The organism is Brevibacillus halotolerans, from assembly GCF_026891775.1.
Lineage (GTDB): Bacteria > Bacillota > Bacilli > Brevibacillales > Brevibacillaceae > Brevibacillus_B > Brevibacillus_B halotolerans.
Genome location: NZ_JAPTNK010000001.1, coordinates 265,876 through 282,212, shown reverse-complemented (window position 1 = coordinate 282,212; position 16,337 = coordinate 265,876). Strand labels below are relative to the sequence as shown.

At 41.0% G+C, this 16,337-nt stretch carries 5 protein-coding genes; all 5 read right to left on the bottom strand.

The genetic code is table 11. The features are described 5' to 3' along the window. Positions 1 to 73: 73 nt before the first annotated feature. Positions 74 to 5,317, bottom strand: a complete 5,244-nt coding sequence (locus tag O0550_RS01180; protein WP_258425480.1) for an SDR family NAD(P)-dependent oxidoreductase — start codon at positions 5,315 to 5,317, stop codon at positions 74 to 76. 87 nt (positions 5,318 to 5,404) lie between these two features. Beyond that, positions 5,405 to 6,418: an aldo/keto reductase gene (locus O0550_RS01175; protein ID WP_096886609.1), complete on the bottom strand. Its 1,014-nt coding sequence runs from the start codon at positions 6,416 to 6,418 to the stop codon at positions 5,405 to 5,407. 134 nt (positions 6,419 to 6,552) lie between these two features. Continuing rightward, positions 6,553 to 8,034: a hypothetical protein gene (locus O0550_RS01170; protein WP_258425479.1), complete on the bottom strand. Its 1,482-nt coding sequence runs from the start codon at positions 8,032 to 8,034 to the stop codon at positions 6,553 to 6,555. 19 nt (positions 8,035 to 8,053) lie between these two features. Then, a complete protein-coding gene (locus tag O0550_RS01165) occupies positions 8,054 to 8,776 on the bottom strand; it encodes an ABC transporter ATP-binding protein (protein WP_003335199.1) in 723 nt (240 codons plus the stop codon). A gap of 60 nt (positions 8,777 to 8,836) precedes the next feature. Continuing rightward, positions 8,837 to 16,312, bottom strand: coding sequence for a non-ribosomal peptide synthetase (locus O0550_RS01160; RefSeq protein ID WP_258425478.1), 7,476 nt, complete (start codon positions 16,310 to 16,312; stop codon positions 8,837 to 8,839). Positions 16,313 to 16,337 lie beyond the last annotated feature (25 nt).

The following is a 16,337-nucleotide window of genomic DNA, read 5'->3' as shown; positions in this document are numbered from 1 at the left end:
CCTACCCGATCTGGAGGAAATGCCTTTTTACCGTTATAGAAGCAGACATTGTTGAGCGTTTTTTCTTTCTGGATTATCCTGTGTGTACCTTATCGTTGGTGATCACTTGAATAAAATTCAGGTAATGTCCTAACAAGGTTTTCATTGCTTCTTCTTCAAATAAGTCGGTATTGAATTCCAGCTTAAGTCGCAATTGGTGCTCCTCTTCATAAACATGTAAGCTTAGATCGTACTTAGAGGTTTTATTGGAAACAATGTCCAAGTAGGTTTTTATTTGTTCATTTTGATAGAGATGCTGTACCGCATTTTGCATTGTGAAGACGATTTGGAACAAAGGCGCCATATCCGCAGTATGCCTTACTTGTAACTCACGTAAAACGGTTTCTAGTGGGACATTCTGATTATCATGCGCTTCTAACGCCATTCCTCTTACCTTATCAAGTAATTGGTCAAAAGTGAGCTCTTCCTTGAAATCAAAGGATAGTGTCACCGTATTGGCTAGATAGCCGATAATCTTTTCTGTTTGCGGCATGTTCCGATTCGCTAAAACCGTCCCAAGGCGGAAGGTATCCTGCCCGGAATAACGGAATAATAGCGCCGCAAAAGTAGAAAGTAAAAACATATACGGTGTAGATTTCATATGTTTACTTGCTTCCATGATGTTTTGTGTTAACTCCTGGGTCACAAGCTGTTCAATGGTCATCCCTTGATAGCTTTGAATAGCTGGGCGTGAGAGTTGAATAGGCAGGGTTAATGGTGCTGTTTCGGTTGCCAAGTTCTCTTTCCAATAATATAGTTGATCAGCATATTCTGGGTTCTCTTTTGTCAGCCATTCCTTTTGGTCTAGCAGATAATTTGTATAGGTATAATCTAGCTCTTTCCTATCAATCACACCGTTTTCTTGTATTTCCTTATAAAAACGTAATAGCTCTTTGGTAAATACATGTATTGACCAGCCGTCTGAAATAATATGATGCATGCTTCCCAATAGGATGTGTACATTGTCGCCAACATGAATAAGGGTAAATCTTGACAGAGACTCCTGCATCATTTGAAAAGGAGTGTTTGCTTCCGTATCAATCAAGGCTGCCAGTTTCTGTTCTTTTTGTTCCAAAGGATAGGAGGATAAATCGATAATCGGTATCCCCACTACATAGGTATCGTGGATAAATAGCTTTGGATCATCCTCGATCATTCTGATTTCGGAACGTAGTGCTTCCTGTGATTGAATAACCGCCTGTATGCTTTTTAATAAAGCTTGTCTATTCACATTTTCCTCAAAGGTAAGAGTGAAGGTGATGTTATAAAAAGGACTGTCAGGACGCGTTTGATATAAGTACCATTGCCCTCTTTGCGATGGAGATAAGTCGATGATCTTTTCCCTCTTTTTAGCTGGCTCATAGATTCGCATAACGTTGGACTTGGTCCCAGCTACATTTCCCATGCGATGGATTAATCCCTTAATTGTAGGGTTTTCAAAAAATACCTTTAGAGGAATGGCTACACCAAAACGTGACTGTACAGAGGAGAGTAATTGCGTTGCCTTTAGTGAGCTTCCTCCCAAATCAAAGAAACTATCAAAAGCCTGAAGCTGGTCGACCTGTAGGATTTCAGACCATAGCTGCTTGATTTCCTCTTCCACTCTTCGGTTATTACTTACAAGGTGATCCTCAGCCTGATCTGAGTGGAGCTGATCGACCTGTCTAAAAATAACCTTTGTGGAATGGCCCTTTTCATCAATGGTGTGTAATCTGATGGTGTTGTACATTTCAGATAAGGAGAATTGATTATGGGTAGTGGAGAAATAAACCGTCGTTACTAGTTCCTTTTCTACCACCTCAGAACATAGCGTTGCAATTTCGGAAACCCCTTTATTCAGCCCGATATACAGCATGTTATGTTCAAGCATCAAGCCTACTTCAAATGAAAAGATTCCTTTTTGTGCAGAGATCGGTTGATGTCCTTTTCTTATCAATAAATCTTTCATATCTGTAAATTGTTGCCCTAAACCGATATCATTCCATAAGCTCCATGCAAAGCACTGTACGCCATCACGTTTTTGTGCTACATAATCCGTAAATGTCTCCACAAACATATTGGCGGAAGTATAGGCTCCCACTCCATAGCCTGATAACAAGCCACTGGAGGAAGAAGAGGTAACCAAAATAGCTTCAGGGTATTTTTCAACCAATTTGCCTAATAGATAGGTTCCAGCTACTTTAGATTCATACATATGTTCCAGTGATTCAATAGATTCTTCCAATAATGGTTTTTCATAATAGACGCCAGCTAAATGAATAATGCCATCCACTTTTTCCGCATTCATACCTAACATTGATTCATGAATTGCCTCTTCCAATACTGTTACATCTGATAAATCCGTGCTTTTATAGATGATTTGATTTTCTCTAGTAGTCAGCTTCTCTAATTCGCGAAGTGCTCGATAGCGCTCACTCTGTGTACCAGTATTCTTGTCAGTTGCACCTGGAAGCGCAGTCTTTCCGAGTAGTAGAATATTTGCATCTAACTTTTGAATCAAATAGTGAGCAATTTGCTTGCCGACCCCGCCAAGACCACCTGTAACGACATAAAATCCTTTTTCCACCAGCGGCAATGGTTTTTTGTTAGCTTCTTGAAGATTTACCTGTTGCAGTTTTGGGACAAATCGTTTGCCCTTTGAATAAATAACCACGCTTTCCTCGTCCGGCAGCCCCTGCTCTGCTTGTAACGCTTGCAATGGATGAAAAGGAGGATGGTTGGTGTCTATATCTACAAATTTAGCGATTGTATTAGGAAATTCATGCTTCATTGTCTTAATGATTCCTGGAATTGTTGCTTTCTCGTAAGCTGAATGTTCAGGATTTTCTAACGAGAATACATTGGAAGAAACGAATGTCAACGTTTTTGGCATACCTACTTCTTTATGTAAAGCTTGTAACAAGAAAATAAGGCTAAAGCTACCTAAAAATTGACTTTCTTTTAGATAGGACAGCTCTTTTTTTGCTTCATCCAAGTCCTCCTGATATGTCCATAGATGTAGAACATGATGAATGGTTACTGATTCTTTTTTTAGTTCCTCACATAGTAACTGATAATCCTTTTGCTCATGCTGGTTTATTTCGTAGTGGAATTCTCCTCGCTTTTTAAAGCTTTCTCCCTGATCCACTATAATCATCGTACTAGAACCATTCTGAGACAAGGTTGACCATTGATCTCCCAGCCCTAATTTATCGCGGAAAATAAGATACGTTTCTTGCGGAAGCGGGGAGGCTAGTACAGAAATAGGGCGTTCCTCCCACTTTCTTGCATACATCCATTCTGGAAAGGTTTGATGCGGGTCCTCATTTTGTGTCTCTATTTGCTTTATAATCTCATCAAATTCCCCAGCATATAGTCTCTCCGTGAATTTATTTCGCTGAATTTTTCCAGATTCCGTTTTCGAAAAGGTTTCCTTCTTAATCGGAATGATGTGTTTCGGTGTTATACCTAAATTCCTACTTACTGTTCGTCTAATTTCTGTAATGATAAAACCTAGGAATCTTTCATCTATATCATTTATAGGAGTAAAAAAGATCGCTAGCTCCTCAACGCTTTTGGAGGTATCAATAAACGCCGCGGCGGCTACGAACGTAGATTGAACCCCGTAAACACTTTCTACTAATGATTCAATTTCGTAATTATAATAATTTTTGCCGTTCATAATAATGATATCTTTTTGACGACCTGTAACGGTTAATCGACCTTCATTGAGGAATCCTAGGTCCCCTGTGAAAAACCAGCCATCTCCAATAAAGGCCTCCTGATTGGCCTCTTGATTTTGATAATAGCCTGCCATGATTGTAGGGCCTGTGACTTGCACGCGGCCAATATGATTTTCATGTAGCAACTGGTTATTATCATCAACAATTCGAACACTTACACCCGGGATTGGTCCTCCTACCTCTGTAAAGCAAATATGTTCTTTTTCCATATCATCTACAAATCGAAGTAGGGTTTCAAATGAAATCTTATCTACATAATGAACGCCGGATTGAGGCTTACTGCGGAACGTTTTGGAAAATACAATACCGGAAGAGGTTTCAGACATTCCAAAAGAGGGGTACATGCAATCGTCACGGAGTTGATGTTTACGCAATATGAATAAAAATCGCTTAGCTGTCTTAGCAACAATTGCTTCTCCACCATTTAAGATATGTTTGACACTGGATAAATCCCAGCTACCTTCTTCAATAGCCTTTTCTTGGTCATTTACCAGAGAAAAGGCGAAATTAGGAGCCCATGTTAAGGTAGCCTTATACTTGTCCATCCAATGCAACCAATTCAGCGGCTGAGAAATAAATGAATCTACTCGTGGTAATATCTGTTGGCAGGCTAAATAAACACCTAAAATATGATACATGACCAATCCGCCAACATGCTCTAATGGCATCCAGCATAAAAGAACCTCTTCGCTGTCAAATTGGTTAAATTGTGCTGTGGCCATTGATCGAGCCACCAGACTGGCATTTCTATGCTGCACGCATTTAGGTAAACCAGTACTACCCGATGTTAACAAATACAGGACGAAATCTTCCTCTTGATACGCATAAAATTCTTGTTCCTCATCATTATTCATTAACTGCTCAGCCGTGCTGATAACAAACTCTTCTGTTTCCCAAACTGCCGATAACTTGTTAACTTCCTCCAGCAAATCTTCATCCGTTATGATGACTGGCTTATCTAGCATGTTCCAGATATTGTATAGCTTCATCGTATCAGCATTCTTTTCTGCATACGAGGTAGACGTAGCAATCGGTACAGTAATAAACCCACCTAATACGCAAGCCCAAAACATAGGAACATAGTTTTGATTTTTTTGAAATTGAAAAATAACCCGATCTTGAGGCTTGATCCCCATGTTCCGCAGTCCCTTTAATAGGCGCTTAGCTTGCTCAAATAACTGTCGATAGCTCGTTTCAATTTCATCTCCGTTATCCAAAACATAGATGATTCCCTTATCCTCCAGCTTAGCAGCATTGAGTAATACATCAATTAACGTAGTAGGACTGCTAGCCGTTCTCTTTAATTCATCCCCATGACTAATTGCTAAGGGAAGGGAGCTTTCAATCCGTTCGCTCTGCCGCAGCAGCTCTGATTTTGGTGTATCTACTTTTACCCTGTCCGTTTTCATCATGGTTGGGATTAAATCTTTTGCATGCAATATTCGGTTGCCTATATTTTTTTCTTCCTGTACCACACGAACTTCATCGATATATTCTAGGCCTTTGAGACTCTTCTCCATATCCAAAACGATCTGAGATTGCTTTTGTATACTCATTGTCTCCTCCTGCTCTATGTTCGTATCATGAAAATTCTATACAGAAATACCTTAGTCCATGAAGAAGAACTAAGGTATTTTCTTTTTTTACAGAACTCCCATCTCCTGCCACTCTTCCTTAGTAGGTGGCCCCAATGTCGGATCATGGAATGGATCATGCAGAGATTCTTTTATGATTTGATCAATTTGCTCTACATCTTGTGCTGAAAGAGACCATCCCATTACTCCAGATACCTCGTCTAATTGAGAGGGCTTCCTTGCCCCCCAAAGAGATATGCTTACTCCAGGGTGATCTAACGTCCAACGTACAGCCAGTTGTGCCATTGTTTTTCCTTTTTCTTGAGCTATTTCTTTTAAACGATCCACTGCTTGTAGATACTGGTCAAAATATTCTGGCGCAAATAATGGATATCCATGGCGTAAATCGTCTTCAGCAAATGTGGAGTCTTTCGTGAATTTTCCTGTCAACAGGCCTTGGGCCAATGTTCCCCACGTAATAGTGTTAATATGATTCTTATCGCAATAAAGGAAGGTATCCTTATGTTCTGTTTGAAGCAGATTAAGTCTGTTTTGGCTACTGTGAAGCGGAGCTACTTTTTGCCACTGTTCTATTTGTTCAATGGAAAGATTACTTACCCCAATCGCTCTAATTTTGCCTTCCTTATGAAGCTGAGCAAAAATTTCTGCTGTTTCTTCAAGCGGTAAGCCCGGATCAGGCCAATGAAGCTGGTATAAATCAATATAGTCTACTTGCAAACGGCGTAGGCTATCTTCGAACTCTTGAAGAATACGCTCTTTAGAGGAATTGCACCAGTATACGCCTTCTTCTCCTACCCATTCTACGCCAGCCTTGGTGGCGATATGAATTTTGTCTCTTTGACCATATTGCTTAATAGCTTTACCGCATATTTCTTCTGATAAACCAAATCCATAAATGGGAGCTGTATCTAACGTATTTATCCCGATATCGAAAGCACGATGGATCGCTTGAATGGCATCTTTTTCATTGGTACCTCCCCAAGCCCAACCGCCAATGGCCCAGGTTCCTAATCCAATACGGGAGCACTTTAACTCAGATGAACCTAATTGTACATAATCCATAAAACGACCTCCGCTATCATATTTTTCACTCTTGACAGATAAGTAGACAAATGAAGTAGAACACAACTTATTTTAATATTTACATTTTTGACCTTGAAAGTCAATTTATGACACAAAATTACATTATTCTCTTTTTATCTCGCGCTATAACGAACTCCAACCAAACTCAATAGCAAGGTAAGCAGTACGATTGTTGCTAGAATGGGAATGCCAATATTGATCCAAAATAACCAAAGACATACGCCTAGATAAATCAATCCCATAATAGACGATACGATGGCAATTGGCTTTTTCGGGGATTGCTTAAGCATTTCCTCTTCTTCCGAGCCTTCTTTAAGATTAACTCCACCTCTCCCCTTCTTATCAAGGGAAGCTATACTTAATTGAACGATTATGGAGCCAAAGGTAAAGCCAAGAATAAGGAATCCACCTAGTAGCCACTCCATGAAAGAGAATTGCAGGACAATGGCTAGAATGAGATGACCTATAATCGCTGGGGCTACCACCAAGAGCGAAGCTGTCATTGTTTTTGCCCAGAAAATCGTACTTCCCTTTACAGCCGCTACATAATAAAGAATGTAGTTTTGTTCTTCAAATTGGTAGAGAGCTGATACAATCTCACCAAAAACGAGTGCTGTAAGCAGGGAAACGAACAACAGGACATAATAGGCTTGGTTCGCTTCCGTTAAAAAGGAACTGGCCACGCCCGACTTCGCTACCACTGCTCCAGTAATAATAGCAATCACCCAAAACCAGAAGCGGATTTTTGTGATGGGGTTTCTTATTAATAGCGTTATGTCTTTAAAAACGATGGCATCATGAGCGTTTTTGACCAAATTCGATAGATTTTCCTGTGTTTCTGGTCTGGTCCTATCTTGCGACTCCGCATGGTTCAGCCAGCTTTCGTAATAAAACCTTCCAATTTGTTCAGAGAATAGAAACAACGCTCCAAGACCGACCGCGAAAATGCACAAAACATATACCATAAAACGCTCTAAGCTTTGCCAAGCTTCTGGAGAAATTGTTTCAACCTCAATCAATGCCCAAACCAATAGGCCAATTAAAGCAACATAGGCAAGTGAGGAGATACCTACGAATGTTTTGACAATAATAGGGAAAAACCGCATAGTCAGAACCATTAAAAATCGGCTTAAGATGTCTGTTAACCAAATCATCAATAGAGAAACGACTAGGAATAACAAAACATACAGAACTCTTTCCATGGCGGAATAGCCAATCGTTAATGGAATAGCAATCATAATGGATGACCACGTGTACAGAGGTAGACTTGAAGTAGATTGCCCAAGGATCATCCGAAACGGAGAAACTCCCGATACATAAAACAATGTCAGTAATCGATCAGCGTACATTTGTTGTGTCAACGTATTCATGCCACGAAGCAACCCGACAAAAATACATTCCCCTATGAGAAGCATCAATCTAGCACTGAGACTGGCATGTAAGAGAAGCTGCCCAAAATTCTCCGAAAAGTACATGGCAATAGCAATGGTTCCCAAGCCCACATAAATGATCCATTTAGAAGGACTATGGATAAAAAAGCGATTAAAGAAGGGTCTTGTGTAAAAGAAACTAATCCATTTCGTTTGTGCCCACATACAATTCTGTCACCTCCTACTACTCGATAGCGGATAAAAAGATATCTTCCAATCGACCTTCTTCATTGCCTGCCACATGGCGCAATTCTTCCATGCTTCCCGTTACTTTGATTTTTCCTTTATGCAGGATGGAAATGGTATCGGCTAATTCTTCAACAATGTCCAAAATATGGGTCGTAATAAAAACAGTACCACCCTCTTCTTTGGCAAAATGTCGAATATAATTTTTCACTTCACGGGTCGCCTTTGGGTCCAATCCATTCGTAACTTCGTCTAATAGCAAGATTTTAGGGCGATGAATCAATGCGCAAGCAATCGAAACCTTTCGTTTCATTCCTAATGAGTATTCTTTAATAAGCTGGTCTGCTTTATCTGCCAGCTCAAAATGTTCTAACAACGTGTCAACACGTTTATTCAGATCTTCGTCACTATCATAAAGAGCCCCCACAAAGCGTACCATTTCTCTGGCTGTCAATCCTTCATGAAGAAGTGGAACGTCTGGAGCATAGCCCGCAATTCTTCTTGCCTCACGATCCTGCCAAATATTGCGCCCTAGAAATAGAACCTCTCCCTCTGAAGGGTTCAATTGGCCCGTCATCATTTTAATTGTGGTTGTCTTTCCCGCCCCATTGCTACCTAAAAACGCATAAATATGTCCTTGAGGTACTTCTATATTTAGATGATCAACAGCATAGACCTCATTATACTTTTTCGTAAGGTTTTTTAGTTCAATGACTGCCATGGGTTCCCTCTCCTTCCTTTAGCTATTCATTTAGGTTGAGAACCAGTCGCTAGCATAGCGCTAACGACTAGTTCCTATCTTTTCAGCAACAGTATGATTAGGAGTAACAAACCCAACTTTGATCATATGCATAGCCAGCTTGCGCAAATACTCATCATCAGGAACAGGATAAGTAAACGAGGTATCCTCTAATAGCTGCATTGTCCTACTTGAATCGACTGCAACATTAAATTGTTCAGCACGCTCTACATCATCCAACATCGTGGTCAGAATCCCAGCCAAAAATAGCTTTTCATTACCCTGAGACATCATTACATCTAGTTCACGTGTAACATCTTCTCGACTTTGTACCCGTCTAGAAAAGCCAAGCCCTTCAAATACACGATACATATCATCGTATGTTACCAAGTGCGGATTCTGTAAATGGAAGACTCTTTCCTCAATTCCTTTGCTCTTGATGATGTGTATAATAGCTTGTGCACATATATCAATAGGGGTTAAATCAACCATACCCTGCATAATTTCCTGATCAAAACCTCCAAGCTCAAGGAAGGCTTTCGATAGGAGATAAAACATATTTTCATTGATATTTTCCTGGAACCATCCATCCTGAAAGCGTCCTGTTAAATTGCCAACCCGGTAGATACGTGCATCGAGTCCGTTTTCCATTCCGCCAACAAGTACGGCTTCGGCTTCAAATTTACTTCTCAGATATACATTTGACTCATAGTTTTGACCAACATAAAAGTCCTTCTCGGTAAATTCTACAAGCTCTGTTGCTTCTTCAACGGTGGTTCCCGAAACGCTCAGGGTTGAAACATAGTGCATTGGTAATTTATTGTTCAAGCAAAAGGTAACTACTTGCTGAGTTCCATGTACATTTGCTCTTTCAAACTCTTCATAGTGCCCGTAGTGCTTCACCAATGCAGCCGTATGAATGACAGTGTCAACGACAGCTCCTAGCGACTCGTAATGTTTTGCCTCTAATCCAAAGTTGTCTTGCGTAATATCACCGTGAATGATTTGGATACGGGTAAACCACTCATCAATTTGGGAGCTACTGTACTGTGAGGTAAAGTAAAAATCAATTTTTTTGCGTAGTCGTTGCATAGCAGCCTCATCATTTTCTGCACGAATGACGCAAAGAATTGTCGCTTCTGTTTTCTGTAGCAGCTCATGTAGCAAATGAATACCTAAGAAGCCAGTGGAGCCGAGCAATAAAACATGCTCCATCTCTTTTTGTCTATCGTGGACGGGTACTACCGGGATTGATTTCTTCCCACCCTTTTTAAAGACTGAGCCACTGCCAGACAGATTTTGATTTTCCTGCATATCAGATGCCTTGCTTGCTATTTCCTCAAGGTTCTTGCAATTATAGAAGTCTTTCATTTCAAGCTTCCAGTTACATGTATGGACCTTAGCAAGGATTCTTAGAATCGTTAGGGAATGTCCACCTAGCTCAAAAAGATTATCGGTAATACTTATTTCACTAGCTTCTAGTCCCAGAACCTCAGCAACAATTTCAACTAACTGTTTTTCAGTTTCATTGCGTGGAGCGACAATTTCTCTAGTCAGTTGCAAGCTGCCCTCTGGTTCTGGCAATGCTCGTTTGTCGACTTTACCATTGGAGGTAAGTGGAAGTTTGTCTAAGCCAATAAAATAAGAAGGCACCATGTGTTCTGGCAAAGCATCTCTTACATGCTTGCGCAATTCTTGGACATTCCATTGGCCATGGGCAACAATATAAGCGCACAGGTATGAGCTGCCTTGCTCATTTCGCTTGGCTAGCAGAACCGTTTCACTGATCGCAGGATGCTCCAATATCCTTGTTTCAATTTCACTAAGCTCAATGCGATGTCCGCGAATTTTCACTTGTTCATCCTTGCGTCCTACATATTCAAGAACCCCATCCGGTAACCAACGAGCTAAGTCCCCTGTGCGGTACATTCTTTCACCAGGTCTAAATGGATTTTCAACAAATCGCTCCATCGTCAACTCTGGTAGATTAAGGTAACCGCGTGCCAATCCTTCACCGCTTACGCACAGCTCTCCAATGACACCAATTGGCTGTAGCTTGTCATCAGCGCTTAAAATGTGGACCGTGGTATTATGTAGCGGTCGACCAATCGGTATAATCCCCCATTCCTTTATGCGCTCATCCACAGTGTAGGTTGTAGCAAAAACGGTTGTTTCTGTGGGACCATATCCATTCACCAATCGTCTATTTCCGAGGAAATCCAATGCCTTTTCCACATGCTTAAAGGAAGCCTTTTCTCCTCCAAATGCGATCTTGCGCATGTTTTGGAAACTGCTTACATCCAGTTCCACTAATGCATTAAACAATGAGGTAGTCATAAACGATACAGTGATCTGCTGTTCGCGTATCAATGTAACCAAGTCTGTTGGATTCAAGATCACTTCTTTTGGTACCAGTACCAGCGTTGCTCCGTGTAATAACGAGCTGAATATATCAAAGGTAGAGCCGTCAAAAGCATAATTAGATAACTGCAAAAGACGATCCTCAGTCGTTATCTCAATATATCCGTTATTACATACCGTTTTGATAATATTTCGATGAGTAGTCAGGTTCCCCTTTGGTTTACCTGTAGAGCCAGATGTGTACATGACATAAGCCAAGTCTTGCGGCTGATTGATCAATTCTATGTTAGCTACTTGTTCATCTCGACTTATCTCATCCTCTATTATCAAAACCTCTCCCTGATAACCTGCTGGAACCATGTCTCTGTGTTGTACCAACAATAGGTGAGTTTGACTATCTTCAAGCATGTATTGAATTCTTTCAGTTGGATAGGTCGGATCGATTGGCAGATAGCCCCCACCTGCTTTTATAATTCCAAAAATACCTACAATCATCGACAGCGATCGATCCGTAATAAGCCCTATTACCTGATTGGGTTGAACGCCTTCTCTTCTTAATACGTGAGCTAATTGGTTAAATTTCACATTTAATTGTTCGTAGGTAAACTGTTGCTCTCCACATATAAGCGCGATTTGATCAGGGTTTTTGTCCACCTGCTCTTCAAATAATTCTTGAATTGTTTTTTCTCGTGGATAGTCGACTTTTGTCAGATTAAAGTCTTCCAGTAACATTTTTCTTTCGGCATCTGCTACTAACTCCAGATGGCCAATGCGCGCTTCCGGTTGCTCAACAATTTGGGCTAGCAGTTGTTCAAAATGACTTGCCATGCGTTTAATGGTTTCTCGCTTAAAGCATTTGGTGCTGTATTCGATTGTTACATAAAGGGACTCTCCTTCTGCTATTAACCAGCTAAGAGCGAATTTTGCATTCTTTTGTCCCGTTTCATAAGGAAAAATCTCTAGATTATTCATTTGGAACTCAGATATTTCCATATTTTGCAAAGAGAACAAGGTATCAAATAGCGGATGACGGCTCATATCTCGTTCTAAATCGAGTTTTTCAATCAACTCTTCAAATGGATATTCTGCGTTCGCGTATGCTTGGAATACGGTCTCTTTTACCTGTTTTAAATAGGAGAGGAAGGATTGATCTGCCTTTGGCTTACCGCGCAAAGCTAATGTATTGACAAACATACCTATCATGTTTTCCAAATCAGCATGAGAACGTCCAGCAATTGGAGAACCTACAATGATATCCTCCTGCCCGGTATATCTGGCTAAGAATACCTGATAAGCAGCGAGAAGCGTCATATATAACGTCGTGCCTTGGCTAGAGCAGATCTGTTTGACCTTCGCTAAAAGATCAGCATTTATTTCAAACGACCATTCATCTCCGTCAAATTGCTGTATAGCAGGTCGTGGAAAATCTGTTGGCAATTCTAAGGTAGGCAGCTCTCCAGAAAAATGATGTAACCAATATTTTTCCTGCTCTTTTAATCTAGCTCGCTGCTCGTCTGATTGTTGCCATACGGCGTAATCCTTGTATTGAATAGAGAGCGCTGGCAATGCTTCTCCCTGATAGAGTGTCATGAATTCCTGTAGGAACAGGTTCATTGATACTCCATCTGAAATAATATGATGCATGTCCAAGCTCAAAAGATGATGCTGTGGATTCAAGCAAATTAAACGAGCTCTGAAAAGCGGAGCCTCACTTAAATGGAACGGTCTGATAAATTCCTTCAGTTTTACTTCTATCTCTGACTCCTGAGCTTCTATTACTTCTAAATCCCATGAAATATCTTTATTCACTTTTTGAACAAGATTTTCATCAATCATATGAAAGGATGTTCGCAGACTTTCATGTCGTAGAACCAGAATCTGTAACGCTTCTCTCAGCTTGTCCAGATGTAGCTTTCCTTTTAGCTCAAACGTAAACGGCATGTTATAGCTCGTCGTTTCACTATCTCTCATTTGCTGTACAACATACATTCTTCTTTGGGCAAAAGAAACAGGATAATAAGACTGCTCCTCCGCTGGCTGAATCGCTGTGTAAGCAGAGCCGTTCATCTGATCTATGTAAGCAGATAGATCTTTAACCGTTGGACGAGCAAACATCTCATTTAACTGCACATCCACACCTAGCTCCTTGTGCATACGAGACACAAGCATCATCGCCTTCAGCGAATGTCCCCCTAATTCAAAGAAGTGATCTTTAGTACCAATACGCTCAAGTCCTAAAATCTCTTGGAACAGTAGAACTAGCTTTTCCTCTGTCTCTGTTGCAGGTGCCACATATTCGTTCATTCTTTGCCTATCAGGCACTGGTAACGCTCGCTTATCTACCTTTCCGTTTGCCGTAAGCGGCATTTTTTCCACTTCCATCATGTAAGCTGGAATCATATATTCGGGCAATGTTTCGATTAAATGCTCACGTAATGAAGATACGCTCCAAGCCCCAGTCGCCACCACATAAGCGCATAGATAGGTATAACCTTGCTCGTCATTTCGAGCCACGACGAGCGCCTCACTAATGGAAGGATGCTCAAGAAGCTTTGTTTCGATCTCACCTAACTCAATTCTGTATCCTCGAATCTTGACTTGCTCGTCAATCCTTCCCAGATATTCGATGCTACCATCGATTCTCCAACGAACTAAGTCCCCTGTGCGATACATTCTCTCTCCAGGTACAAAAGGATTATCAACAAAGCGTTCTACGGTGAGTTCAGGCTGATTGAGGTAGCCTCTAGCAAGCCCTGCACCACTGACGCACAGCTCGCCAGGTATTCCGATCGGCTGAAGATGTCTGTTCTGATCTAAAATATAAACGCTGTGATTGGTGATCGGCTTTCCAATAGGGAAAACATCCTGCTCAGGATGCAGTTGGCCGCTCGTCGTAACTACTGTATTTTCGGTTGGACCGTAGTTGTTTATGATTTGATACGTTGTCTTTTTAACCTTTTGAGCTCGGTCACCGCCAATGAGTAACACACGTAATGTACTGCTTGTAAGCTCCATAAATTGTTCGGCTAATTGAGTAGGCAAGAAGCTAATGGTGATCGCATTCTTTTCAAAGTATTCATGCAGAGCATAAATATCTCCACGTCTCGATTCCTCTAACACATGAAGCATCGCTCCCTGTATAAGCGGAGGGAAGGTCTCCCACACCGACGCATCGAATCCAAATCCCGCCAATTTCGTGCATTGATCAGTCATGGTTACGCCAAATGCCTCGTTATGCCACATAACTAAATTAACCAGGGCTTGATGCTCAACCATAACTCCCTTCGGCAGTCCTGTTGAGCCTGAGGTATAAATCATGTATGCTAGATCATTTGCACTCGTTGCAAGCGGCAGATCGGTCGTACTCTCCTTCGCCCAGCTCTCTTCTGTTAACCATAAGACACTTCCCTTAAAGTCCTGTGGCATATTCAAATGAGGCTGGATAAGTAGTTGCTCCGCTTTGCTATCTTGTAGCATATGAGCGATTCTTTTTTCTGGGTAGGATGGGTCAATAGGAAGATAGGCCGCACCTGCCTTTAAAGTCCCAATCACCCCAACCAGCATCTCTAGGGAGTGCTCTGCCATGATCGCAACGATCTCGTTAGGTCTTACCTCCCGTTTTCTTAGCACCCATGCCAATTGATTTGCCTTTTCATTTAACTCGCGATAGGTGAAGGACTCCCCTTTAAAAACGACCGCGATCTGCTCTGGTGTCCGTGATACCTGCTCCTCAAATAGCTGATGAATGGTTTTATCCATTGGAAAATCTGACTTGGCTGGAGTGGAATAGCGTAATAGTTGCTTCTTCTCTTCCTTAGAAACAATAGCTATCTCATTTATTTGAATATCTAGGTTATGAATGATAGACCCGGCAATCTGTTGCAGGTGATGAAAGATATTTTCAATAAAGCTTCTATGATAAAGATGTTGATTATAAGAGATTTTTACTAGTAACTCTGTATCAAGCTGAACTTGCACACTAAAATCAAAGTTGGTCTTTTCATGATCGTCTATGACGTTCACAACTTTCAATTCTTCTGAATCGGACTCGCTCGAATCTACGAAGCTGTCCGAGGCAATCGGGAAATTTTCAAATGCCACAATATGATGGATAAGTGCATGATTCGATCCGGTAACCGCTTGAATATCAGCCAATGTTAGATAATTATATTTTTCAGAGTTGACAGATGCCTCCTGAACCTGGATCAGCAATTCCTTGAAGGTTTGCTTGTCCAATGTACGAATGCGAACAGGAATGGTATTAATAAAAATTCCAACTATTTTTTCCACATCAGGAATCTCTGGTGATCTTCCTGAAATAACCGATCCAAATATAGCTTCCTGCGAGTTATTATACTTTTGGAGCAGGATGCCCCACATTGTTTGAAACAAGGTACTTATTGTTACTTGGCAAGCTTTTGCTACCTGCACCAGTTCCTCCGTCAGCTTTTTATCAAAGTGGAAGGTTACCTTATCAATGGAGCATACTTCCTTCTCTCCCTTAGCGTTTTGCTTAGGGATAACAGATGCCCCCTCGAAATCTTGTAGATATTCACCCCAATAGGCTTTTCCTTCCTCTTCATCCTGTTCTTCAAGCCAACGAATATATCTGCTATACGGAATCGATTTCTCAGCAGGGATAGGTTGATTTGCTACGAAGCATTGATAAAAATAGAACAGCTCCTGGTACAAAATCCCTGTGCACCATCCATCAATGATAATATGGTGGCTACTGATCACTAATTCGTATTGGTTAGAGGCGACTTTTAATAAAGATAACCGCATGAGGATGTCCCGGGAGAGGTCAAAGCCCTCGTCCCGGTCCCTCTGTTTTGCTACACGAAGAGCCTTTGCTTTATCCGACTCGCTCTTCATAGAGAAATCCTCATAATGAATGTTTGCTGTTCTCTCCTTTAACACAACCTGCATCGGCTCTTTTAATTTCTGATATAAAAAGATCGTACGCAGAACATCATACTTGCGAATCAGCTCGTTAAAACTTTTCTCAAGGGATTCGACACATATGTCACCTTCTATTTGAAAAGTTGTCTGATCAAAATAGGCAAGGTTTTCTTTGTCTTTTAATGTATGAAATAACATGCCACGTTGCATCGGGGATAAACTATAAATGTCTTTGACGTCTGAGGTATTAATCAAGTTAATCTTCTCCTCCTCAGGATAC

Excerpts from the sequence above, each read along its gene's own strand:
- O0550_RS01180 (WP_258425480.1), bottom strand. The coding sequence starts at position 5,317 with ATGAGTATACAAAAGCAATCTCAGATCGTTTTGGATATGGAGAAGAGT.
- O0550_RS01170 (WP_258425479.1), bottom strand. The coding sequence starts at position 8,034 with ATGTGGGCACAAACGAAATGGATTAGTTTCTTTTACACAAGACCCTTC.
- O0550_RS01165 (WP_003335199.1), bottom strand. The coding sequence starts at position 8,776 with ATGGCAGTCATTGAACTAAAAAACCTTACGAAAAAGTATAATGAGGTC.
- O0550_RS01175 (WP_096886609.1), bottom strand. The coding sequence starts at position 6,418 with ATGGATTATGTACAATTAGGTTCATCTGAGTTAAAGTGCTCCCGTATT.